This is a genomic window from Microbacterium sp. LWH11-1.2 (genome assembly GCF_038397745.1).
Taxonomy (GTDB): domain Bacteria; phylum Actinomycetota; class Actinomycetes; order Actinomycetales; family Microbacteriaceae; genus Microbacterium.
Genome location: NZ_CP151636.1, coordinates 1,269,292 through 1,292,411 on the forward strand (window position 1 = coordinate 1,269,292; position 23,120 = coordinate 1,292,411).

The following is a 23,120-nucleotide window of genomic DNA, read 5'->3' on the forward strand; positions in this document are numbered from 1 at the left end:
TCGTCGGGCGGGCGGAGGTAGGAGGCGTGCAGCGATTCTTCGACCTCCCGCATGCGCAGTGGCGTCGCATGGACCGTTGTCTGCACCTCTACGCGATCCCCGAGCCATCGAGTGAGCTGCTCAGCGCATCGGATGAAGCGATCGCAGCGCTCCGGGAGATTCAGGGCATCGAGGTCCAGCCCCCGGAGTTCGTTCACGTGACTTTGCAGCGACTCGATGCCTACGAGGAGGACCTCCGTGCCCCGGCATGGCGGAAGCTCCTCGCGGCGGCACCGTCCGTGCTGTCTCATCGGCGGACGTTCGAGCTGGCGTTCGAGAAGCCACGCGCGATGAGTCACGCGGTGGAGGCGGTCGCGGAGGGCGGCGTCCACTGGGCGAGGCTGATAGCCGACATCAGGCAGATGGTGCTCGCGCACCTTCCGGACGGCGTTCTCGTGCCGCCGCCGCTCGTTCCGCACTACTCTTTGGCCTACTGCACTGAGGACCGATCGGACGAACCCGTCGAGAGTGCGCTGAAGCCCACCGCGACGCGCACGCGCATGCGCGTCGCTGAGGTCTCACTCGTCTCGGTCACGCAGGCTCCGCGCGAGGGCAGGTTCTCCTTCGACGTGCTGGAGCGCTGGCCGCTCGGCGATAGACTTCCTCCGTCGCGTCTCGCACAAGAGCAGGAGCATGTCCGGTGAATTTTCGCCCCGCTGTCGGGCTCACTGACGTCGCGAAGGCCGCCGGGGTCTCGGTGGCCACCGCGAGTCGAGCACTGCGCGGGGCGGACCGGGTCAGCCAGGAGACGGTTGCTCTGGTGCGCGAGACGGCCGCTCGCCTCGGATACGTCCCCGACAAGAGGGCGGTGAACCTGCGAAGTCACACGCCCGCGGCTGTGGGACTGCTCCTGCGCAGCGCTGAGCTCTCCTTCTACGGCGCCATCGCCGCGCAGATGCAGTCGGAGGTCGACTCTCACGGCATCGACCTGCTGATCGCCAACGGCGGAGACGACCGGAGCTCGCAGTCGCGAGCGATCGAGACTTTGGTCGGGCACCGTGTGGCGGGCATCGTCTTCGCTTCTGGCCGCGCAGCGCCGGAAGCGATCGAGAAGGCCGCGGCATCCGTCCCCACCGTTCTCGTCGGCGCCGTCTCCTCGGTGGAAGGCATCGCTTCGGTCGTCATCAGCGGGGAAAGCGAGGCGCAGATGGCTCGTGCCGTTCTCGAGGCCGGCCATAGGCGTGTGGCGGTGACGAGGTCCCTGGTGGCAGGGACAGCAGTGCTCCAACGCCGGTCGGAGCGGTACGAGGAGACGTTGCGTCTCGGTGAGGCCCGTGTTCTCGCCCTGGAAGTCGGTGATGGACAAGCGGGACTCACCGAGCAGGTGGATCGAGCGCTGCGACAGGGGGTGACGGCGATCATGGCCGGCGACGATCTCACGGCGCTGCACATTCTCGAGATCCTGGCGGAGCGAGGTGTCCGGTGTCCGGAGGAGATCTCTGTGACGGGTTTCGATGGCGTCGGTGTACTGCAGTCGCCTCTGTTCGGACTGACGACGATGAAGCAGCCGGTGAGGGACCTGGCCGCCACCGCCACCGCATTGCTACTCGCTCGTCTGACGGGAGGTCCGGCGACGGCGACGCAGGACAGCATCCCGGGGCGGTTCGTGCCAGGGCGCACGCTGCGCAACCTTCAGCGCAGCGAGTACCCGCCGTCGACGTAGAGCGTCGAGCCGGTCGTGTAGCCGTTCACGAGCAGGTGGATGACGGCATCCGCCACCTCGCCCTCGGTGCCGGGGCGGCGGAGCAGCGTGTCGGCGCTGAACTGCGCGAACGCAGCCGCGCGGGCCGCCTCATCGCGGTTCGCCCAGAGGTTCCCGTCGATCGTCCCGGGTGACACGGCATTGACGCGCACCGGGGCGAGTTCCACGGCCAGACCGCGAGCGAGCCCTTCGATCGCCGCATTCGCGGCGACGTACGCGGGCGCCGCAGCGGGAGGGCGCACGCTCGCCGCCCCGGACATCAGCACGATCGAGGCATCGGGGGAGAGCAGGTCCAGGGCGGCGCGCACGACCCGGTACTGACCCCAGAACTTCGACTCGAAGGGGGAAGCGGCCGCCTGCGGATCCAGGTCCCGCATCGACCCGACGACATAGTCGGCCGCGGTGGTGAAGATCCCGTCGACGGTCGGGATGTCGGCGAAGAAGCGGGTGACCGACTCGTCGTCGGAGGTATCGACCGTGTTCCACCGCGCCCGCGGGCCGAGTTCGGCGACGGCCGCCTCGAGACGGCTCGGCGTGCGGCCGCCGAGCACGACCTCGGCTCCGAGGGCGAGGGATCGCCGTGCGACCTCGAGGCCGATTCCGGAGCCGCCCCCGATGAGGACGACCGTCCGATCGCGGAGGCGTGCGTCGAGGGGGTCTGTGGAGAGGGACATGCATCCATTCTGCGACGCCTTCATCGACGCGCGAATATGCGGTGTGCACATCCGTCACGAGAATCAGTGCACTCTGCACGTTCCTGTGCGATGGCTGCACGGATACCGTGGCCGCAACCCGTCCACATGACTCTGGAGAACACCATGGCCACCACGGCACACGCCGACGATTTCGCCCTCAGTCGCGTCCGTCCGGAAGCGCAGAAGCCCTGGTTCGGGATCGCGGTCCAGCGATTCGGTCAGGTCTCCGCCCTCTCGCAGTTCCTGCTGGGCGCCACGCTCGGCTACAGCATGACGTTCGGCGAGGCCTTCCTCGCCCTCCTCCTCGGTTCGATCATCCTCGAGGTGATCATGTGCATCGTCGGCATCATCGGCCAGAAGGAAGGGCTCAACACGGCCCTGTTGGCACGATGGACCGGATTCGGAGAGGTCGGCGCCTCCCTCGTCGGCCTCGCCATCGGCATCAGCCTGATCGGGTGGTTCGGCATCCAGAGCGCGATCTCCGCCGAGTCGCTCGATGCGCTGCTGCCCGGCGTCATGCCGATCTGGGCCTGGAGCCTGCTCTTCGGCCTCGCGGTCACCGCGATCGTCGCCTTCGGATTCAAGGGCATGCAGTGGCTCGCGAACATCACCGTGCCGCTCTTCCTGATCCTCGTCGGGTGGTCGATCATCAGCGAACTCGTCGACCACGATCTCGGCGAGCTGATCACCGGACCCGCTCCCGGCCCCACGATGAGCGTCTTCGCCGGCACGGGCATCGTCGCCGGAGGGCTCATCGTCGGCGCGATCATCACCGCCGACATGACGCGCTTCAACCGGTCCCGTGCCGACGTGATCAAGCAGACGGTGGTCGGCGTCTCGCTCGGCGAGTTCGTCATCGGGCTCGCGGGAGTGCTCCTGGCGCACGCCGCGGCCTCGGGCAACATCGTGGCCATCGTCACCTCGTCGATCGGCTTCGTGGGTCTGATCATCGTGATCACGGGCACGCTCAAGATCAACGACTGGAACCTGTACTCGTCGACGCTCGGACTGGTCAACTTCATCTCGACCGCGTTCAGCAAGAACCTCCACCGCGTCACCACGACGATCGTCCTCGGCGTCGTCGGCTCGGTGCTCGCCGCCGTCGGCATCCTCGGCCAGTTCTCGGGCTTCCTCATCATCCTCGGCGTCGCCTTCCCGCCGATCGCGGGCATCATGGTCGCCGAGTACTTCATCGTGCGCCGCTGGCGTCCCGAGCTGGACGCGAGCAGGGAGACCGGACGCCTCCCCGACACGGCACCGCGCATCGTCCCGGCCACGCTCGTGATCTGGCTGGTGTCGGCCGTCGTCGGCTACGTCGTCACGTGGGGCATCCCGCCCGTGCTGTCGCTGCTCCTCTCGATGGTCCTGTACGTGATCGCGGGCAAGCTCGGCTGGGTGCGCGGCATCGGAACCGCCCGCACGGCGCAGCCGGAGCTCGAGACGGATGCCGCCCCCGACGCGGTCCCCGGTCTCGGCGCCACCAACTGACCCACCGCAAGAGAAGCAACACACGCAGCAGAAGCAACAGAAAGAGAACCACCCTCATGCACATCGGAATCGATGTCGGCGGAACCAATACCGATGCCGTGCTCATGGACGGCACCCTCACCTTGGCGGCGGTGAAGCACGCCACGACGGAGGATGTCACGAGCGGCATCGTCCAGGCGATCGACGCCCTGCGGTCCGGGCACCACTTCGACGGGGACCACATCTCCGCCGTGATGATCGGCACGACGCACTTCATCAACGCGCTCGTGGAGGCCAAGCGGCTCGCGCCGACCGCGGCGCTCCGGCTGGGCCTCCCCGCCACGAAGGCCCTTCCGCCGCTCGTGGACTGGCCCGCCGGACTCGTCGAGGCGATCCAGGGCCGGAGCTACCTCGCCCACGGCGGCTACGAGTTCGACGGGCGGCCCATCTCCCCGCTCGACCCGGACGAACTCCGCGCGCACGCCGCGGACATGCGCGCCAACGGCATCCGCTCTGTCGCCATCTCCTCGGTCTTCAGCCCGGTCAATCACGACCTGGAGGTCGAGGCGGCGCAGATCATCGCCGAGGAGCTCGGCGATGACGTCGCCATCTCGCTCTCTCATGAGATCGGACGGATCGGGCTCCTCGAGCGGGAGAACGCCACGATCATCAACGCCGCCCTGCGCGAGCTCGCGTCGGAGATCGTCGACGGCCTCACGGCCGCGGTGCGCCGGCAGGGGATCGAGGCCCCGATCTTCCTCAGCCAGAACGACGGCACGCTGATGGACGAGGACTACGTGCGCCTGTATCCGGTGGCGACCTTCGCGTCGGGGCCGACGAACTCGATGCGAGGCGCCGCCCTGACCAGCGGTCTCGCGACGTGCGCCGTGGTGGACATCGGAGGAACGACCACCGACATCGGCCTGCTCATCAACGGGTTCCCCCGCGAGACGGCGAACGAGGTGAAGGTGGCCGGCATCCGCACCAACTTCCGGATGCCGGATGTGCTGTCCATCGGAATCGGCGGCGGATCCATCGTCGACGAGGAGACCGGCGAGGTGGGGCCGGAATCCGTGGGCTACCGGCTCACGACCGAGGCGCTCGTCTTCGGCGGGTCCACGCTCACCGCCACCGACATCGCGGTCGCGGCCGGCCGAGCCGACATCGGCGACGCCTCGAAGGTCGCTCACCTCGATCGCGCGTTCGTCGAGCGGGTGCTCGAGCGGATCGGCGAGCGGGTCGCTGAGGCGGTGGATCGCATGCGCACCTCGCCCGAGCCGATCCCGGTGGTCGCCGTCGGTGGCGGATCGATCCTCGTCTCCGGCGAGCTGCCGATCTTCGGTGCCGTGCAGCGGCCCGAGAACTACGCGGTCGCGAACGCGATCGGCGCCTCCATCGCCCAGGTCGGCGGCGAGATCGACAAGGTCTACGCGATCGAGCCCGGTCGCCGCGAGGAGGCCATCGCCGCGGTGCGCGCGGAAGCCGTCGACAAGGCCATCGCCGCCGGCGCCTTCCCCGCCTCGGTCGACATCGTCGACTTCGACGAGGTCCCGATCCCGTATCTCCCCGGCAACGCCACCCGCATCCGGGTCAAGGCCGTGGGCGACCTCGACATGGGCGGTGTGCGATGAGCTGGACGATCACCCGCGACCTGATCCCCGGGCTCGCCCGCGGTGCCGCCGTGCTCGGCACGGGCGGCGGCGGCGACCCGTACATCGGTGCCCTGCTCGCCTCGCAGGCCCTGCGCCTGCACGGCGATGTCACGGTCGTGTCGCTCGACGAGGTGCCGGACGACGCGCTCGTGCTGACCGTGGCGATGATGGGTGCGCCCACGGTCATGGTCGAGAAGCTGCCGAGTCTCGACGAGGTCACCGCCCCGGTGCGAGCGCTGGGGGCGGCCCTCGGCCGCGCCGTCACGCACATCGCGTGCGCGGAGGTCGGCGGCGTCAACTCGACCATCCCGATCGCCGCGGCCGCCGCGCTCGGGCTGCCGCTCATCGACGGCGACGGGATGGGCCGCGCGTTCCCGGAACTCCAGATGGTGCTGCCGACGCTGTACGGCATCGATGCGTCGCCGCTCGCGTTCAGCGATGAGAAGGGCAACGTGGGCGTGCTGAACACCGTCGACAACAGCTGGACCGAGCGCATCGCCCGCGTCGCCTGCGTGGAGATGGGCTGTTCTGTGATGATCTCCGGCTTCCGGATGTCGGGGGCGCAGGCGCGCGAGGCGCTCGTCGCCGACTCCCTGTCGCTGTGCCGCGAGATCGGCGAGGGCATCGACTCTGCGCGGGAGGCCAAGACGGATCCCGTCGCGCGGGTGGTGGCTCTTCTCGGCGGACGGGAGCTGTTCGAGGGGAAGGTCGTCGACGTGGAGCGCGCGACCACCACGGGCTTCGCCCGCGGCAGGGCGAGGATCGAGGGTGCGGACTCGGCACTGGAGCTCTCGTTCCAGAACGAGCACCTCATCGCGACGCTCGACGGACAGACCCTCGTGACGACACCGGACCTCATCATCGTGCTCGACCACGACTCGGGTGAGCCGATCACGACGGAGGGACTGCGCTACGGGCAGCGGGTCCGCGTGATCGCCGCACCGAGCGATGAGCGCTGGCACGGCGCCGCCGCGCTGGCGATGGTCGGGCCCGGCTACTTCGGGTACGACCTGCCCTCTCATCGATTCGACGGCCGGGTCGAGACCCTCGTCGAGGAGGCTGCCGCATGAGCTGGCAGCTGACCAGCGCGGATCTTTCCGATCTCGCTCGCGGCGCCACGCTGCTCGGAACCGGCGGTGGAGGGGACCCGTACATCGGCAAGATGCTGGTCGAACAGGTCCTCGGCGACCGGTCGATCACGATCCTGGATCCCGAGGATCTGACCGACGACATGTTCGTGATCCCGACGGCGCAGATGGGAGCGCCGACCGTGATGATCGAGAAGATCCCGGCCGGCTTCGAGGCCACGCTCGCCCTGCGCACGCTCGAGGAGCACCTCGGGCGGACGGCGGATGCGACGATGCCGATCGAGTGCGGCGGCATCAACTCGATGATCCCCCTCATGGTCGCCGCCGAGACCGGCCTTCCGGTCGTCGATGCGGACGGGATGGGGCGCGCGTTCCCCGAGCTGTCGATGGAGACCTTCGCGGTCTACGGTGTGCACGGCTCTCCGCTCGCTCTGGCGGGCGAACGGGGCGAGCGCGTGATCATCGACACCGGGGACGACGACCGGCAGATGGAGTGGCTGGCGCGCGGGATCACCATCCGCCTCGGCGGCGTCGGTCACATCGCGGAGTACGCGATGTCGGGCGCGGATGTGAAGCGTACGGCGGTCCCGCGCACCATCTCGATGGCGCTCGCGCTGGGGCGGATGATCCGGGAGGCGCGAGAGGCGCATCGATCCCCGTTCGAGGCGATCGCGGCGACGCTGTCCACGACGCTCTACCCGCACGTGCGTGAGCTGTTCGTCGGGAAGGTGACCGACGTGGAGCGCCGCACGACCGAGGGGTTCGCGCGCGGTACCGCGATCGTCTCGGCATCCGATCCGTCGAGTGACGACCGTCTGGAGATCTCCTTCCAGAACGAGAACCTCATCGCGCGCCGCAACGGCGAGGTGGTCGCCATCGTGCCCGACCTGATCTGCGTGGTGGACCACGAGTCCGCGGAGCCGATCACGACGGAGGGGCTGCGCTACGGGCAGCGCGTGCGCGTGCTCGGCATCTCGACGCCGGAGATGATGCGCACGCCGGAGGCTCTGCAGGCATTCGGGCCCGGGGCGTTCGGGTTGACCGAGCCCTTCTCGCCGGTGGAGGCAGCGGAGGTGGCGAGCCTAGGCTGAGCCCATGCCGGTCACCCTCGATCTCGACAGCCTCCCCGCGCTGGCAACGGGGTTCGCGCTGCTCGGCTCGGGCGGTGGCGGCGGGACGACCATGCTCGAGCTCGTGCTGCGGGATTCCCCGGACTGGCCGATCACCCTGCATGACGTCGACGAGCTGGATCCCGACCTCCCGGTCCTCGGGGCCGCTTTCGTCGGTTCGACCATCCTCCTGGGCGAGCGGCTCCCGGGAACCGCCCCCTTCGCTCGGCTCATCGCCGCGGCGGAGCGCTGGTTGGGATATCGCGTTCCGGTGGTCTGCTCGCTCGAGGGCGGCGGACTCAACGGCCTCGCGTCGTTCACGCTGGCCGGCGAGCGGATCATCGTCGACGCCGATCTGACCGGCCGGGCCGTTCCGGCGCTCGACCAGATGTCGCTCCTGGTCGACGGCGTCCCGAACATCATCGTCACGTGCGACACGGGTGCCGGCGGGGTCGCCCTCGTCGAGACCGACCGCGCGCTCGACATCGAACGCATCGTGAGGGCGGCGACCGTCCAGGCGGGCGGTGCCGGCGGCATGGTCTTCGCGGGCTTCACCGTCGGGTCCCTGCGCGAGCACGCGATCGTCGGCAATGCCGCGCACGCGCTGCGGCTGGGAAAGGCGTTCCTCGGCGCCGAGACCGGGCCGCTCGATCATCTGGCCGGGACGCTGGGCGGGCGGCTGCTCGCGGAGGGGCGCATCACCGCGATCGAGATCGACGAGCGGGATCCGCACGTCACCGTCTTCGGAATCGAGGGGAGCGCGGGCGAGGTGCACAGACTCGTGGCCCGGTCCGAGAGCCTCGCGCTGATGACCGACGGAAGGCTCGAGGCCGCAGCCCCGGATCTGGTGGTCGTGCTCGACGCGATCTCGCGCGACATCCTCGAGGTCCCCAGTCTGTCGATGGGCCGGTACGTCGCCGTGATGCAGCTGGATGGACCGGCGTGGTGGTCGCACTCCACCGCGCGCCTTCGCCATGTGGTCCCCTCGGTCTACGGGCTGGATGAATTGGACGGCCTCTCATGAGCGACGCCCTCCTGCTGAGCGCCCTGCTCGCCCATCCCGAGAACGGCGGCGTCCGTGCGATCGCCGGACCGGAGGATGTCGAGTGGACCGGCGTCGTCGTGGAGTCGGACGAGACCCTGCTGCCGTCGGACGGTGCCGGGCGCCTGGTCATCCTCACCGAGTCGCCGCCCGACCGCTCCTGGCAGCAGGACGCGCTCATCCGCCGCACGCGCGATCGCGGCTTCCGGGCACTCGCGGTGCCCCGCGCCGAGGGGTTCGGCCCGGGTACCCGCGCGCTCGCCGCGCGGCTCGGGTTCACCGTGCTGCACGTCGATCGACCGATCCTGCTGGCGAAGGCCTGCTGGCAGCTGGTCGAAGCGCGCGATGCGCTCGCCCTGCACTACGTGCGGAAGGTCGCGCAGTCGATCGAGTACCACGCGGACAGCCTTGCCGACCTGCTCCGCCACCTCTCCACGAGCGTGCGGCACGGCGTCGCTCTGCTCGATGCCGAGGGCGTGCTGCTCGAATCCGGAGGAGCACTGGCCCCGGACGTGCACGCGTCGATCGATTTCGCCCCGTGGCTCGACATCGTGCGTGCGCCGGGCGGCTCCGCGGCCTCCGTGCGTGTCGACAGTCCGAGCAGAGAGGGTCTGCGACTGGCGTTCTTCGGCGAAGGCCTCGACGAGCGCCAGGTCACCGCGCTCGCGGTCGCCGCCGAGGTGGCGATGCCCGCCGTCGCCGCCCGGATCCTGATCGACGAGGTGGAGGAGGTCAACGACGCCTCGGTGTCGTCGGGAGTGCTGCGGGATTTCGTCGATCTGCGCGGCACACCGGATCTCGATGTGGAGCGCCGCATGCTCGAGCGCGGATGGCGGACGAGCGGATACCACCTCGGCTTCCGGCTCATCGGGCGCACCCGTGTGGACGCGCTCCAGCTCCTCCGTTTCGTGATCGGCGAGCTCGGTCGCATCTCCGTCGATTCGCACGCGACCACGGGTGGTCGCGGCGTGACCGGCTGGCTGACCTTCACCGAGCCGCCGGCGCCGCCGCAGATCGAGCAGTGCGTGGCGGCCCTGCGGGAGCTCCACGTCGCCGCCCGACGCTCGTTCAACGTCGCGACCGGGGTCGGGTCGGTGGCGAACGGCTCCGCGGGGCTCACGACATCGTTGAGCGAGGCGTCCGATGCTTCGAAGATCGCCGTGAACCGCTCGGCCACCGGCTGGTTCGTGCGTGTCGACGGACTCGGGCTCGAACGGCTCCTGCTCGCATGGACCGGCAACGACACGTTCGTCCCGGCGGCGCAGTCGCTCCTCGCGCCGTTGCAGGAGGGACGCGGCGAGCTGTTGACGACGCTGTCGGCGTACCTGGATCATGAGTCGGCCCTCGCTCCGACCGCGGCCGCCCTCGGTCTCCACCGGAACACCGTCGCCAGTCGCATCCATCGCGCACAGGAGCTGCTCGGCGTGGACATGAGCGATCCCGAGGTGCGGTTGGCCCTGCACCTCGCGTGCCGCGCGGTGCGCTGACGGCTCGCACCCGACTCGCGGAAACCCGACGGAGGTGGCGACCTGCGTCTATGGAGCGCGTCTCGGCAGCGGGTCACACTGGGGGCGGCGAGCGCACGGGGCCTCGCCTGCGTGAGGAGACGACATGTCCGACGAGAAGAAGATCCCTGCCGACGCCGAAGCCAGCGCGACAGCGTCCGCCGAACTGACCGACGAGCAGCTCGCCGAGGTCGCCGGCGGCAACGGCCATCCGATTCCGGGGCGGCACATGGACAAAGCCGAGATCGAGAAGGCCCTCCGCGGCGGGAATTAGCGCGCCGACGCGGCAGAGGAGGCGACCTGCGTCTATGGAGGCGGCTTCGCCGGCGGAACACACTTGTTCTGCGAGTGCACAAGGCCTCGCCTGCGTGAGGAGACGACATGTCCGACGAGAAGAAGATCGCTGCGGAAGCCCCCGCCCCCGAAGAGACGGCACCGCCAGAGCTGACCGAAGAGCAGCTCGAGCAGGTCGCCGGCGGCGGCGCCTACCCGGACCAGGGGCGCGGGGGTGGGAACATCTCCCTCGAGGAGAAGGTCCTCCGCGGCTGGAAGTAGAGGAAGCCGGAGGCCGAGGCTAGGCGCGCATGCGGAGACGCTGCTCCGCGAGCCTCGGCACCGCCTGCTCGCGCGCGGCCCGGCGGGCGGTCGCGACGGCGCCGACCGACACGACCTCGGCGCCGAGCTCGGAGGCGAGGATCTCGGGTGCCGGCAGGTGCAGCTCCCCGGGGAGCACGCGGCGCGCCGCGGCCAGCACGGGCTCGACGCTCTCGGCGACGGCGCCGCACACGATGACGCGCGCCGGGTCGTACATGCTGCCGAGCACACCGACGACGCGGGCGACCGTGCCGCCGACGCGGTCGGTGACGAGCATCGCGTCCTCGTCGCCTGACGCGGCGAGGGTCAGGACCAGTCGGGGGTCGATGCGCTCCGCCGCGACGAGGCGCCCGACCGCGCTGTCACGATCGATCTCACCGGCGTCGACGGCCGCCTGCGCGTGGTTGCGCACGGCGTACGAGAGCCCGAACGCCGAGCCGACGCCGATGATGTGGTCGAACACGACACCCTCGCCGACACCGCCGTGCGCCCCGTGCAGGACGTGGCCGTCGACGACGACTCCGCCGCCGAAGCGCTCGCTGGCGAGCAGAGCGACGTAGTCCCGGCATCCGATCGCGGCTCCGACCGCGCCCTCGGCGATCGCGGCGAGCTGGGCGTCGTTCTTGATCTCGACGACCGGCGCCCAGTCGCGCAGGGCATCGGCGAGTCCCGGGTTGGTGCGCTCCCAGAAGCCATCAGGGTGCGGCGGTGAGATGCCGTTGCGGTCGACGGGAGCGGCGACCCCGACGCACAGGGCCAGGACCTGCTCGCGGGTCACTCCGGCTTCCGCGAGCGCCGCGCGCAGACTCTCGATGATCGTCGCGCGCCGCTCTTCGGCGGAGTGGGTCGGGTCGACCTCGATGCGATGGTGCACGAGCGTCGTCTCGAGCGGATCGGCGACGGTCACCGCGAGATGCGTGTCGCCCGCGTCGATGCCGACGACGACGCCGAGGTCGGGGGAGAGGGAGAAGCGGCGAGCGGGGCGGCCGGAGCGGTAGCTGCCGACCGCGCGGGCGTTGGGGAGCTCGCGCAGCACCTCGGCGTCGAGCAGCGTGTCCATCGCGTCGATCGCGGTGGAGCGGGTCAACGACGTGCCCGCCATGACCTCGGTCGCCGTGAACTCGCCCGCCGCCCAGGCGAAGTCGAGCACCGCTCCGACGCTTGCGCGCCCGGTGCCGAGATCCGCCGAGACTTCTGTCACGCCCCTTGACCTTTCTGTCGTGCCAATGAGAGAGTACCTCTCGACAGAGTAAATTCGCTCACTAGATTTAGTACGCGGATATACGGGGACCGAGAGGACGATGGTGTCTGAGAAACGAACACGCGCACTGCGGACGATCGCGGGAGCCCTCGGGCTCACCCTGGTCGGAGCCGCACTCACGAGCTGTGCGGCCGGCTCGGGGGCGGAGACCATCCGCTTCACCTTCAGCAAGCGCGAGGCCATCGAGTTCATGACCGAGCTCGTCGCGGAGTACAACTCCTCGCAGGACGACGTGAAGGTCGAGATCGACACCTCGGGTGTCGACGTCGTCTCCGCCAGTTTCGTGCGGGGCAACCCGCCCGACATCATGCTCGCCAACTACAACTACGAGATCGCCCGGTTCGTGCAGCGCTGCGCCCTCACCGATCTCTCCGACACCGATGCCGCCGCCGGCATCCGCGACGACCTGCAGCCTCTGATGGACCAGTACGGCTCCTGCGAGGGCCGCACCAGCGCTCTCCCGTACTCCGTGATGGCGGCATCCGTCATCTACAACAAGGAGATCTTCGACGCGCAGGGTCTCGACGTCCCGCAGACCTGGGACGAGCTGCTCGCCGTGTGCGACCAGCTGAAGCAGGCGGGCATCGACCCGTTCTACGCCACCTTCAAGGACGACTGGACCGTCGCGCAGGGCTGGTACGACTACACGGCCGGCGGGTCGGTCGACGTGATCGACTTCTTCGACGCGCTCGCCGAAGAGGGCACGGAGGTCGGCCCCGACTCTCCGGTGTCCTTCCAGCAGGACTTCGCCGAGCCCATGGACCGGATGATGCAGCTCGCGAGCGAGTACACGAACACGGATGCCGCGAGCCGCGGCTACGGCGACGGCAACCTCGCGTTCGGCAAAGGCGAGGCGGCGATGTATCTGCAGGGCCCATGGGCCTTCAGCGAGATCGAGAAGACCGCGCCGGACCTCGACCTCGGCACCTTCCCGCTGCCGATGACCGACGACCCCGCGGACCTGGGCGTGCGGGTCAACATGGACCTCGCCGCGATGATCCCCGAGGAGTCTCGTCACCAGGAAGCCGCGCGGGACTTCCTCGAGTACCTCTACCTCCCCGAGAACATCGAGGCCTACAACGCCTCGCAGCTCGGATTCACGCCGACGACCGGTGCGCCGGCGCCGGACGATCCGCGGGTCGAGGGGATGATCGAGTACTACGACAACGGCCAGATCTACCAGGGGCCGTCGGTGCTCGTGCCCAAGACGCTCCCGATGTTCAACTACGCGCAGGCCATGGTCCTCGGCGCATCGCCCGAGTCGACGCTGCGCACGATGGACGCCGACTGGGCGCGGATCGCCTTCCGCGCACCGATACCCACCACTCAGGATTCCGCATCCGGCGAGACATCCTCATCCGGCGAGACAGAGGAGTCGACGCCATGACGAACACCGCTCTGCCGAACCCGGCAGTCCCGAGCATCACCAAGCCTCCGGCCCCGTCGACCGACACGACGTCGGTCATCACCGGCGGCGCGCGCGGGCTGCGTCGCCGCACCAAGCGCGTCGAGCCGATCTACTACCTGTTCCTGCTTCCGACCCTGGCGCTCTTCACGCTCGCGATCACCGTGCCGGGCGTGGTGGGCATCTTCTTCAGCTTCACCGACTCGATCGGCATCGGCGAGTGGAGCTTCAACGGGCTCACCAACTACATCGCGATGTTCAGCGACCCGGCGATCCTGCAGAGCTATCTGTTCACCTTCGGCTTCTCGATCGCCACCGTGATCGTGGTCAACGTGGTCGCCTTCCTGCTCGCGGTCGGCCTGACCTCGCGCATCCGCTTCAAGACCGGCCTGCGGACGATCTTCGTGATCCCGATGGTGATCTCGGGCATCATCATCGCCTACGTCTTCAACTTCCTGTTCTCGAACTCGATCCCGGCCGCAGGTGCCGTCACCGGCATCCCGTGGCTGCAGACCAGCCTGCTCGCGAACCCGGATCTCGCCTGGATCGCGATCGTGATCGTGACCGCCTGGCAGGCGGTTCCCGGCACGCTGCTGATCTACATCGCCGGACTCCTGTCGGTGCCCGGCGAGGTGTACGAGGCCGCGAGCATCGACGGCGCGAACAAGAGGCAGCAGCTTCTGCGCATCACGCTCCCGCTCGTCGCCGGCTACGTGGTGATCAACGTGATCCTCGGCTTCAAGGGCTTCCTCAACGCCTACGACATCATCGTCGGGCTCACCAACGGCGGACCCGGCACCTCGACCCGCAGCGTCGCCATGACGATCATCGCGGGCTTCAACGGCGGCGACTACGCCTACCAGATGGCCAACGCGACTATCTTCTTCATCGTCGCCGTGCTCATCTCCCTCCTCCAGCTGTCGCTGACGCGCGGAAGGAACGCACTCTGATGTCGACGCAGACGATCACCACCCAGACCGCGGGCAAGAAGCCCCGCATCAAGATGGAGCGGCCCAACTGGTCGGGCACGATCATCCTGATCCTGTGCACGGTCACCGTTCTCCTCCCGCTCTACGTCACCATCTCGATGGCGTTCAAGACCACAGGGCAGGCCGTCGACGGCAACGCCTTCTCGCTCCCCGCGCCGTTCAGCATCGACGGGTTCGTCGAGGCGTGGAACCTGACGAAGTTCCCGGTCGGCGCCGGCATCTCGCTGCTGGTCACCGCGGGCACGGTCGCGGCGACCATCATCCTCGCGGCGTTCGCGTCCTACGCGATCGTGCGCAACTGGGACCGCAGGCTGTTCCGCTGGTCGTTCTTCTACCTGCTCGCGGCGATGTTCATCCCGTTCCCGGTCGTGGCGCTGCCGCAGATCCAGCTCACGGGACGCGTCGGGCTCGACAATCCGTTCGGCGTGATCATCCTGGCCACGATGTTCCAGCTGAGCTTCAGCGTGCTGCTGTTCACCGCGTTCCTGCGGTCGATCCCGATCGAGCTCGAGGAGAGCGCGCGGATCGACGGCGCCACGACCTGGCAGACGTTCTGGCGGCTGATCTTCCCGCTGCTGGCTCCGATGAGTGCGACGGTCGGCATCTTCGCGTTCCTCTACGCCTGGAACGACTTCATGATGCCGTCGCTGATCATCTCGGACCCCGCGATGCAGACGCTCCCGGTGCGGCAGAACCTGTTCCAGAACCAGTTCAGCAACAACTACAACGTCGCCTTCGCCTCGTACCTGATGGCGATGGCCCCCGCGATCCTGGCGTACCTGTTCACGCAGCGCTTCGTCATGGAGGGCGTCACGCAGGGCGCCGTCAAGGGCTGACGACCCATGGGTCCCTGAGCCCGTCGAAGGGCCACCGACCGCAACAAGAAAGAAGGAGTTCTCCCCTCATGACCGACGCGCTTCTCGTCGAGACCCGCAAGGCCGATTCCGCCGCCTGGTGGCGGCAGGCCGCCGTGTACCAGATCTATCCGCGGAGCTTCGCCGACGCGAACGGCGACGGGCTGGGTGACATCCCCGGCATCGTCTCCCGCGCCGACTATCTCAGAGACCTCGGCATCGACGCGGTGTGGCTGAGCCCGTTCTACCCCTCGGCGCTCGCCGACGGCGGCTACGACGTGGCCGACTACCGGAACGTCGATCCCCGCCTCGGAACGCTCGACGACTTCGACGCGATGGTCGAGGCGCTGCATGCCCGCGGCATCCGGGTCGTGGTCGACATCGTGCCGAACCACAGCTCCGATCTGCACGTGTGGTTCCAGGAGGCGCTCGTCGCGGGCCGCGGTTCGGCGGCGCGCGAGCGCTACATCTTCCGCGAGGGGGCAGGTCCCGAGGGATCCGAGCCGCCGACGGACTGGGGCGCGGCGTTCGGCGGCAGCGCCTGGGAGCGTGTCGAGGACGGGCAGTGGTACCTGCACAGCTTCGCGGTGGAGCAGCCCGATCTGAACTGGGATCACCCGGAGGTGCGCGCCGACTTCCTCGAGACGCTGCGCTTCTGGTCGGACCGCGGAGTCGACGGCTTCCGCATCGACGTCGCCCACATGCTCACGAAGGACCTCACCGAGCCGCTGCCGAGTCAGGCCGAGCTCGATGCGATGGATCGCACGTCGGGCCGGCATCCGCTCCTCGATCGCGACGAGGTGCACGAGATCTACGCCGAGTGGCGTGCGGTGTTCGACGAGTACGATCCGCCGCGCACCGCGGTCGCCGAGGCCTGGGTCGAGACCCCGGAGCGCCGCGCCCGCTACGCCTCGGCCGAAGGGCTCGGGCAGGCGTTCAACTTCGACCTGCTCGTCGCCGAGTTCGTCGCCGAGGACTTCCGCGACGTCATCACCGAGAACCTCGAGCAGGCGCAGGCGAGCGGTTCGTCGACGACCTGGGTGCTGTCGAACCACGACGTGACCCGGCACGCCACCCGCTATGGGCTGCCGTCGCTGCGCGGCCGCGCGGTCAAGCAGGGCACGGAGTGGGTCGCCGCGGGCGGCCCGTCGGACCAGCTCGACCGCGAGGGCGGGCTGCGCCGTGCGCACGCCGCGACCCTGATGCTGCTCGGCCTTCCCGGCAGCACCTACCTCTACCAGGGCGAGGAGCTCGGGCTGCACGAGGTCGCGCAGATCGCGCCCGAGCAGCGCCAGGACCCGGCGTTCCTGCGCGAGGAGGCGTTCGACGGACTCGGGCGAGACGGATGCCGCGTGCCGCTGCCGTGGACGGCATCCGGCTCTTCCTTCGGTTTCGGCTCGGGTGACGCGCACCTCCCGCAGCCCTCCTGGTTCGCGGAGTACGCGGTCGACGTCGAGGCGGCCGACCCGACATCGACGCTCTCCCTCTACCGAGAGGCGCTGCGCCTGCGGCATGTGCTGCAGGCTGAGGAACGTCTGGAGTGGATCGAGACCGGACGCGATGACGTGCTGCGCTTCGCCCGCCCCAACGGGTGGCAGGTCGTGACGAACTTCGGCGTCGAGCCGTTCGACCTCGGGGCGGATGCCGCTGACGTCGTACTGGGCGAGGTCGTCGACGGGGCCGTTCCGGGAGAGACGACGGTCTGGATCGCGCCGGCGGGTCTCGTCGGCTGATCGCGCGAGAGGGGGAGCGGCTCGTGATGAGTCGCTCCCCCTCCTTCACGCCTCTGGCACAGCGGCCGGCGCGGCACGGCGCGCGCGTCGGGCCTCGAGGATCAGGACGATGATCGTCGCCGGCACCGACAGGAAGAGCAGGATCTGTCCGATGGCGGCGAAGGCGTTCAGCACTCCGAAGAGCGGCGATCCGGCACTGCCCTGCGCGGCCATCTGGAGGAAGTTGTTCGTGAAGTGCACGGCGATCGCGAGCCAGAGACCCCCGGCCCGTCGTGCGAGGTAGCAGGCGGTGCCGAGCACGAACGTGAACAGCAGCTGGCTGAGCGTCGACGGCAGGTCAGCCCCCGAGATCAGGTTCAGCAGGTGCATCGCCGCGAATCCCGCCGACGTGATCAGCCACACGGCCCATTCCGGCACGCGTGAGCCGCGCAACCCGACGAGCACCACTCCGCGCCACCCGATCTCCTCCTGGAAGACGATGCCGCCCATGGCGATCACCTGCAGGACGATGAGAGAACCCGAAGGTTCCGGTGTCGCGGCGATGCCGAGGATCGCCGTCAGGGCGAATGCGCACGCGGTCGCCCACGGAACGATGGCGAACGCACGCGGGCGCAGCGGTGTCGGCTCGAACTGCAGCACCCGCCACCATCCGGCGACGGTGATGATCGCCACGATCACGAGGACCTCGTACGCGGGGCCGTCGAAGAAGTAGTCGGCAAGCGCCCTCTGATCGGTGAGCAGCCCGAAGACGTCGCTCGCATTGGGCTCGGGAGGCTTCCCCCCGAACGGCATCGCGAGGAGCAGGACGAGTGGGGCGATGAGCCACACCAGCACATAGACCGTTGCGAGGGGCGCCGTGGGTCGGAGGGCACGCCCTTCGAGGGGGAGCGGCAGGGCGGGGGAGCGGCGGGTGCGGGGAGGGATGGTCATCTGAACTCCGAAAGGTCGGCTGGGGTGAGAAAGGCCCGAGCCTAGTGAGGCGGCTTCCACGTCACTCCGACCGGCTGTGAACGGCACCGCCGTCCCGAGTTGATAATGGTTCTCATTAGCACGTAGAGTGAGAGCATGCACAAGCCCTTCGCCGCTCTCGCCCTCGCATCCGTCGCCGCTCTCGCGCTCGCCGGATGCTCCACCCCCGCCGCGGGCGGGAGCGAAGACGGCAAGGTCCAGGTCGTGGCGAGCACCAACGTCTACGGCTCGCTCGCCGCGCAGATCGGCGGCGACCGCGTCGACGTGACCTCGATCATCACCTCCGTGACGCAGGACCCGCACTCCTACGAGGCGACCGCCCGCGATCGCCTGACCGTGCAGAAGGCCGACCTCGTGATCGAGAACGGCGGCGGCTACGACGCGTTCATCGACGACCTGCTCGACGGATCGGATGCCGAGGTGCTCACGGCCGTCGAGTTCTCGCACGACTTCCCCGGCAACGAAGGCCATGAGGAGGGCGACGCCGACGCGGAGGAGCACGACCACGATCACGCCGAGGGCGAAGAGGGTCACGAGGGTCACAACCACATCGAAGGCTTCAACGAGCACGTGTGGTTCGACCCGCACACGATGATCCACGTCGTGGAGGACATCGCGGCCGACCTGGCGGAGCTCGACCCCGAGGGCAAGGCCGACTTCACCGCTGCGGCCCACGCGATCGTCGCCGAGCTGGAAGGGTTCGAGACCGACCTCGAGACGATCAAGACGGAGGCCGCCGGCGCGAAGGTCTTCATGACCGAGCCGCTCCCCGGCTACATCGCCGCAGCCGCCGGACTGACCGACGTCACCCCCGAGGGCTTCGCCGAGGCCGTCGAGGAGGGCACGGATGTCGCCCCTGCCGTGCTGCTGGAGGCGCTGAACGTGATCGACAGCGGCGAGGTCACCGCGCTGCTCACCAACGCGCAGACCGGCGGTGCCGAGACGGACCGCGTGGAGACGGCCGCGAACGACGCCGGCATCCCGGTCGTGGCCTTCACCGAGCTCCTGGAGGACGGATCGTCGTACTCTGAGTGGATGCGTGACGCGATCAAGAGCCTCGCCGCCGCCGTCCAGCCGTGACGGCGCCCGGTCGAGAGGGTCAGGGGCCCGACTCGGGCGACCGCCCGGTGCTGGAGATCTCCGGCGCCGCCCTCCACCGCGGGGACCGTGAGCTGTGGTCGGGGCTCGACCTGAGGGTGGAGCCGGGCGAGTTCATCGCCGTGCTCGGCCCGTCGGGATCCGGCAAGACCACGCTGCTGCGCAGCATCCTGGGTCTCCAGCCTCTGTCGTCGGGGACGATCACCGTCGCGGGTCAGCCCGTGCACCGCGGCAACGCGCGCATCGGCTACATCCCGCAGCAGCGCTCGCTCGCGCCCGACACGAGCATGCGGGCGCGCGACCTGGTGGCGCTCGGCGTGCAGGGGAGCCGCTTCGGATTCCCGATCCCGCACCGCGGCGACCGGGCCAAGGTCGATGGCCTCCTCGAGGCGGTGGGCGCCGCGCACTTCGCCGATCGTCGCGTCGGCCTGCTCTCCGGCGGCGAGCAGCAGCGGCTGCGCGTCGGCCAGGCGCTCGCCGACGAGCCGTCGCTGCTCCTGTGCGACGAGCCGCTGTCGAACCTCGACCTGGCGAACCAGCTCGGCGTGACCGACATCATCGACCGGCAGCGCCGCGAGCGCGGCGCCGCGGTGCTCTTCGTCACGCACGACATCAACCCGATCCTCAACCGCGTCGACCGGATCCTGTACATCGCGGGCGGGCGCTTCCTCCTCGGCACCCCGGAAGAGGTGCTGCAGACGCGCGTGCTCACCGACCTCTACGGGACACCCGTCTTCGTGCTCCGCGCCGGGGATCGCCTGGTCGTCGTCGGAGTACCGGATGCCGAGCCGCACCACGACCACGGCGACCACGAGCACGGAGCAGACGCATGATCGCGTCGGCGGGCCTCGTGCCGATGGTCGACTGGAGCGACGTCTTCTCCTTCCAGGACTACGGCGAGCTCGTGGCCCTTCTCGCCAACTCGATCATCGCCGGCGCCGTGCTCGGCATCGTCGGCGGTCTCATCGGCGTCTTCGTGATGCAGCGGGACCTCGCGTTCGCGGTGCACGGGGTGAGCGAGCTGTCGTTCGCGGGTGCCGCCGCCGCCCTCCTGTTCGGCGGCAGCGTCGTCGCCGGGTCGCTCGGCGGAGCACTCGTGGCAGCGATCCTCATCGGCGTGCTCGGGGCGAAGGCGAGAGACCGCAACTCGATCGTCGGCGTGCTCATGCCGTTCGGCCTCGGCCTCGGCATCCTGTTCCTCTCGCTGTACGACGGGCGCAGCGCCAACCGCTTCAGTCTGCTGACCGGGCAGATCGTCTCGGTCTCGAGCCCCGACCTCGGCTGGCTGATCGGCATCAGCATCGTCGTGCTGCTCGGGCTGCTCGTGATGTGGAACCCGCTGCGCTTCGACTCGCTCGACCCGGAGTCGGCCGCCGCGCGAGGAGTGCCCACCCGTGCCGTCAGTCTGATCTTCATGGTGCTGCTCGGACTCATCGTCGCGGTCAGCGTGCACATCATCGGCGCGCTGCTCGTCATGGCGCTGCTCGTGACACCGGCCGCTGCCGCGATGCGCATCACGGCGGGGCCCGTCGCGGTGCCGCTGCTCGCCGCGCTGTTCGGCTTCGTCTCGGCCGTCGGCGGCATCCTGCTCGCCCTCGCCGGCACGCTCCCCGTGAGCCCGTACATCACGACCCTGTCGTTCACGATCTACGTCGTGTGCTGGATCGTGCAGCGCGTCCGGGCCCGCGTGCGCCGCGTGGCCTGACCGCGGCGGGCATGCGCATGGCGGGAATATCGCTACGCGTGCGGCGGGTTGCTACACTGTAGTGCATGGTAGCTCCCACCAACGTTCGCTTCAGTGAGCCTGTCCATGAGGCCCTGACCCGATACGTGCACCTCACCGGTCAGACGAAGTCCGGGGTCATCAACAGTGCCGTCGAAGAGTGGTTGAGGATGCAGGTGCACACCAGCATCCGGTTTGTCACGATCGAGACCGGTGAGAGGCGCGCGCGACTTGTCGACGGACCCGAGGTATGGACCATCGCGGAAGCATGGCTGGCGCACGAACCGGAGAGTCGCAGGGTTCCCGAGCTGGTGGACGTTCTCGGGTTGCCGGAGCGGTCGATCGAGGCTGCTCTGAGCTACTGGGCGGACTTTCGCGCTGAGATCGACGGCGTGATCGAGCGGCATCGCGCTGCCCAAGACGAGGCGCTCGCGGCCTGGGAGAGGCGCCGCGCGATTGACGCCGCCTGACGTCCGATTTCTCCTCGACGAGCATTACCCGGCGTGGTTGGCCGACGCGCTTCGCGACGGAGGCATCGACGCAGAAGCCGTCGTCGAGCGGGAGGACCTTGTCGGCGCCCCCGACACGACCGTCCTCCAGGTCGCCACCGATGAGCATCGGCTCGTGATCACCGAGGATGTGAATACCTTCGCGCTCGCCATGCATCGCATCCCTGAGCACGGCGGAGTCGTCTTCAGCCACCACAGGCGCTTCCCTCGGAACCGGCATGGGCTCGAAGGTCTGAGGCTGGCCCTGATCGCCTTTGCGGCGGCGCCGCCTTCGTCGAGCGGTGAGCCGTCCTTCGTGTGGTGGTTGTGAAAGCGAATCGTCGGATCAGGAGCGGACCCCGCCGCTCACACCCGGGCGAGCGCCTCGATGTCCTCGAGGAACTGGGCGGCGGTCTCCGGCGACACCGTCGTGCGCGTGCCGGCGATCGCGTCGAGGTAGTCCTGCGTGCTCGGGCCGACGGCATCCGCTGCCGCGTCCGCGATGCCCGGCGTCCGTGACCCGACAGCCGCCTCGAACGCCCGCTGCGAGGCGCTGCGGGCGGCGAACTCGATGTCGGCCGGCGAGAATCCGTCGGTGCGCTGGACGAGCACGTCGATGTCGACGACATCGCGGGTGATGTCGGGGATGTAGCGGCTCCAGATGGCGGCACGCGCGGCACGGTCGGGCAGCCCGATCGGGATCACGTAGTCGAACCGGCCGTGGCGCAGGAACGCGCTGTCGAGGGCGCGGATGAAGTTCGTCGCGCACACCAGCAGGCGGCCGGGCTGCTCGCGGAACGCCGGGATGATCTTCAGCAGCTCGTTCGTCACGCCCTGCAGCGGCGACGGCGGCTCCCCGGAGCGCTGGGCCGCGATCTCCTCGACCTCGTCGATGAAGACCACCGCGTGCTCGAGCTCCGAGATCTTGGTGAAGGTCTCGCGCAGCGCCCCCGCCAGCCCCTTCGGGTCGGCCGCGAGGCGCGAGGGGAACACCTCGACGAACGACCATTCGAGCCGCGAGGCGATGGCCTTGGCGAACGTGGTCTTGCCGGTGCCGGGAGGGCCGAACAGCACCACCGCGCGCGGGGGCACGACGCCGAAGCTCTCGGCGAGATCCTGCTCGGCCAGCGGCAGCACGAGTCTCTGCTCGAGGATGTCCTTCTCGCGACGCATACCCGACACCGATTCCCACAGGTCGCGCGGCATCTGCCGGCCGCCCAGCTCGGCGAGCGAGGTGAGCTCCTGCCGCTGCACGGGGATGCGGCGCTCGAAGTAGCGGAGGTGATGCTTCTGCTCGAATCCCCGGGCGTCGAACGCCGCCAGACGCGTCTCGACCTCGGGCATCAGAGCAGACAGCTTGGTCAGGCCGTACGGGGCCATGCTCTTCTCGAGCGCGGCGAGCAGCGCCGATCCGATCCCGCGATCGCGCCAGGCGTCGTCGATGGCGAAGAACACCACCCAGCCCTGATCGTGGGCCGCACGTCCCACCACGGCCGCGATCACCTCGTCGCCGTGGACCGCGACGATCGCGTGATCCTTCTGGCAGGAGGCGACGACCTCGCTGAGGTCGTACACCGGCTCGGAACCCGAGCGCTTCAGCTCCTCCCAGAGATGGAGGATGCCGCCCAGATCGTCGTTGTGGAACTCGCGCAGTCGCCAGCCGGTCATCGGGACTCCCTCGTCTCGGATGCCGCCACGATACCGGCG

23 protein-coding genes are annotated in these 23,120 nt (G+C 69.2%); 19 read left to right on the forward strand and 4 right to left on the reverse strand.

Annotated features, from left to right (window positions below; translation table 11 throughout):
- Window positions 1-26 precede the first annotated feature (26 nt).
- Together MRBLWH11_RS06010 and MRBLWH11_RS06015 are read left to right on the forward strand one after the other, a co-directional pair.
- Complete coding sequence (locus MRBLWH11_RS06010; RefSeq protein WP_341947123.1) at window positions 27-683, forward strand: 2'-5' RNA ligase family protein; 657 nt, start codon at window positions 27-29, stop codon at window positions 681-683.
- The gene (locus MRBLWH11_RS06015) at window positions 680-1,702 is read left to right on the forward strand and encodes a LacI family DNA-binding transcriptional regulator (RefSeq protein ID WP_341947124.1); all 1,023 of its coding nucleotides are present in this window, start codon (window positions 680-682) and stop codon (window positions 1,700-1,702) included. The genes MRBLWH11_RS06010 and MRBLWH11_RS06015 overlap by 4 nt, the downstream gene beginning before the upstream one ends.
- Here MRBLWH11_RS06015 and MRBLWH11_RS06020 read toward each other — a convergent pair.
- On the reverse strand, window positions 1,672-2,415 hold the full coding sequence (locus MRBLWH11_RS06020; RefSeq protein ID WP_341947125.1) for an SDR family oxidoreductase: 744 nt from the start codon (window positions 2,413-2,415) through the stop codon (window positions 1,672-1,674). The two genes, MRBLWH11_RS06015 and MRBLWH11_RS06020, sit on opposite strands and share 31 nt — an antisense overlap.
- Window positions 2,416-2,559: 144 nt before the next feature.
- Between MRBLWH11_RS06020 and MRBLWH11_RS06025 the strand changes: the two genes are divergently transcribed.
- The 8 genes from MRBLWH11_RS06025 (at window position 2,560) to MRBLWH11_RS06060 (ending at window position 10,854) form a co-directional block, all read left to right on the forward strand.
- Window positions 2,560-3,924, forward strand: a complete 1,365-nt coding sequence (locus MRBLWH11_RS06025; RefSeq protein ID WP_341947807.1) for a cytosine permease — start codon at window positions 2,560-2,562, stop codon at window positions 3,922-3,924.
- A gap of 56 nt (window positions 3,925-3,980) precedes the next feature.
- Window positions 3,981-5,534, forward strand: coding sequence for a hydantoinase/oxoprolinase family protein (locus tag MRBLWH11_RS06030; protein WP_116633522.1), 1,554 nt, complete (start codon window positions 3,981-3,983; stop codon window positions 5,532-5,534).
- Entirely contained in the window at window positions 5,531-6,625 is a 1,095-nt protein-coding gene (locus MRBLWH11_RS06035) for a DUF917 domain-containing protein (protein WP_341947126.1), read from the forward strand. Before MRBLWH11_RS06030 ends, MRBLWH11_RS06035 begins: the two co-directional genes overlap by 4 nt.
- Window positions 6,622-7,734: a DUF917 domain-containing protein gene (locus tag MRBLWH11_RS06040; protein WP_341947127.1), complete on the forward strand. Its 1,113-nt coding sequence runs from the start codon at window positions 6,622-6,624 to the stop codon at window positions 7,732-7,734. The genes MRBLWH11_RS06035 and MRBLWH11_RS06040 overlap by 4 nt, the downstream gene beginning before the upstream one ends.
- A gap of 4 nt (window positions 7,735-7,738) precedes the next feature.
- The gene (locus MRBLWH11_RS06045; protein WP_341947128.1) at window positions 7,739-8,776 is read left to right on the forward strand and encodes a DUF917 family protein; all 1,038 of its coding nucleotides are present in this window, start codon (window positions 7,739-7,741) and stop codon (window positions 8,774-8,776) included.
- Window positions 8,773-10,281, forward strand: a complete 1,509-nt coding sequence (locus MRBLWH11_RS06050; protein ID WP_116633526.1) for a helix-turn-helix domain-containing protein — start codon at window positions 8,773-8,775, stop codon at window positions 10,279-10,281. The genes MRBLWH11_RS06045 and MRBLWH11_RS06050 overlap by 4 nt, the downstream gene beginning before the upstream one ends.
- A 124-nt stretch (window positions 10,282-10,405) precedes the next feature.
- The gene (locus MRBLWH11_RS06055) at window positions 10,406-10,573 is read left to right on the forward strand and encodes a hypothetical protein (protein ID WP_341947129.1); all 168 of its coding nucleotides are present in this window, start codon (window positions 10,406-10,408) and stop codon (window positions 10,571-10,573) included.
- A gap of 107 nt (window positions 10,574-10,680) precedes the next feature.
- Window positions 10,681-10,854 carry a hypothetical protein gene (locus MRBLWH11_RS06060; RefSeq protein ID WP_341947130.1) on the forward strand — a complete coding sequence of 58 codons (174 nt, stop codon included), beginning with the start codon at window positions 10,681-10,683 and terminating at the stop codon, window positions 10,852-10,854.
- Between the two features lie 19 nt (window positions 10,855-10,873).
- Here the strand turns inward: MRBLWH11_RS06060 and MRBLWH11_RS06065 are convergent, their stop codons facing one another.
- Window positions 10,874-12,094, reverse strand: a complete 1,221-nt coding sequence (locus MRBLWH11_RS06065; RefSeq protein WP_341947131.1) for an ROK family protein — start codon at window positions 12,092-12,094, stop codon at window positions 10,874-10,876.
- Window positions 12,095-12,197: 103 nt separating this feature from the next.
- On the opposite strand from MRBLWH11_RS06065, the gene MRBLWH11_RS06070 reads away from it, so the two are divergent.
- The 4 genes from MRBLWH11_RS06070 (at window position 12,198) to MRBLWH11_RS06085 (ending at window position 17,135) form a co-directional block, all read left to right on the forward strand.
- Window positions 12,198-13,541: an ABC transporter substrate-binding protein gene (locus MRBLWH11_RS06070; RefSeq protein ID WP_341947132.1), complete on the forward strand. Its 1,344-nt coding sequence runs from the start codon at window positions 12,198-12,200 to the stop codon at window positions 13,539-13,541.
- Entirely contained in the window at window positions 13,538-14,509 is a 972-nt protein-coding gene (locus MRBLWH11_RS06075; RefSeq protein WP_341947133.1) for a sugar ABC transporter permease, read from the forward strand. Before MRBLWH11_RS06070 ends, MRBLWH11_RS06075 begins: the two co-directional genes overlap by 4 nt.
- Entirely contained in the window at window positions 14,509-15,384 is an 876-nt protein-coding gene (locus MRBLWH11_RS06080) for a carbohydrate ABC transporter permease (protein WP_341947135.1), read from the forward strand. Before MRBLWH11_RS06075 ends, MRBLWH11_RS06080 begins: the two co-directional genes overlap by 1 nt.
- Before the next feature lie 68 nt (window positions 15,385-15,452).
- Window positions 15,453-17,135, forward strand: a complete 1,683-nt coding sequence (locus tag MRBLWH11_RS06085; RefSeq protein ID WP_341947136.1) for a glycoside hydrolase family 13 protein — start codon at window positions 15,453-15,455, stop codon at window positions 17,133-17,135.
- A gap of 45 nt (window positions 17,136-17,180) precedes the next feature.
- Here the strand turns inward: MRBLWH11_RS06085 and MRBLWH11_RS06090 are convergent, their stop codons facing one another.
- Window positions 17,181-18,065, reverse strand: a complete 885-nt coding sequence (locus tag MRBLWH11_RS06090) for a CPBP family intramembrane glutamic endopeptidase (RefSeq protein WP_341947137.1) — start codon at window positions 18,063-18,065, stop codon at window positions 17,181-17,183.
- Window positions 18,066-18,200: 135 nt separating this feature from the next.
- Between MRBLWH11_RS06090 and MRBLWH11_RS06095 the strand changes: the two genes are divergently transcribed.
- The 5 genes from MRBLWH11_RS06095 to MRBLWH11_RS06115 all read left to right on the forward strand — a co-directional run bounded on the left by MRBLWH11_RS06095 (window position 18,201) and on the right by MRBLWH11_RS06115 (window position 21,744).
- A complete protein-coding gene (locus tag MRBLWH11_RS06095) occupies window positions 18,201-19,184 on the forward strand; it encodes a zinc ABC transporter substrate-binding protein (protein ID WP_341947138.1) in 984 nt (327 codons plus the stop codon).
- A complete protein-coding gene (locus tag MRBLWH11_RS06100) occupies window positions 19,181-20,035 on the forward strand; it encodes a metal ABC transporter ATP-binding protein (RefSeq protein ID WP_116633532.1) in 855 nt (284 codons plus the stop codon). The genes MRBLWH11_RS06095 and MRBLWH11_RS06100 overlap by 4 nt, the downstream gene beginning before the upstream one ends.
- A gap of 23 nt (window positions 20,036-20,058) precedes the next feature.
- Window positions 20,059-20,907 carry a metal ABC transporter permease gene (locus tag MRBLWH11_RS06105; RefSeq protein ID WP_341947808.1) on the forward strand — a complete coding sequence of 283 codons (849 nt, stop codon included), beginning with the start codon at window positions 20,059-20,061 and terminating at the stop codon, window positions 20,905-20,907.
- A gap of 65 nt (window positions 20,908-20,972) precedes the next feature.
- Window positions 20,973-21,395, forward strand: coding sequence for a hypothetical protein (locus MRBLWH11_RS06110; protein ID WP_341947139.1), 423 nt, complete (start codon window positions 20,973-20,975; stop codon window positions 21,393-21,395).
- A complete protein-coding gene (locus MRBLWH11_RS06115; RefSeq protein WP_341947140.1) occupies window positions 21,382-21,744 on the forward strand; it encodes a DUF5615 family PIN-like protein in 363 nt (120 codons plus the stop codon). The genes MRBLWH11_RS06110 and MRBLWH11_RS06115 overlap by 14 nt, the downstream gene beginning before the upstream one ends.
- A 35-nt stretch (window positions 21,745-21,779) precedes the next feature.
- On the opposite strand, the gene MRBLWH11_RS06120 is transcribed toward MRBLWH11_RS06115, so the two are convergent.
- A complete protein-coding gene (locus tag MRBLWH11_RS06120) occupies window positions 21,780-23,081 on the reverse strand; it encodes a GNAT family N-acetyltransferase (RefSeq protein ID WP_341947141.1) in 1,302 nt (433 codons plus the stop codon).
- Window positions 23,082-23,120: the final 39 nt, after the last annotated feature.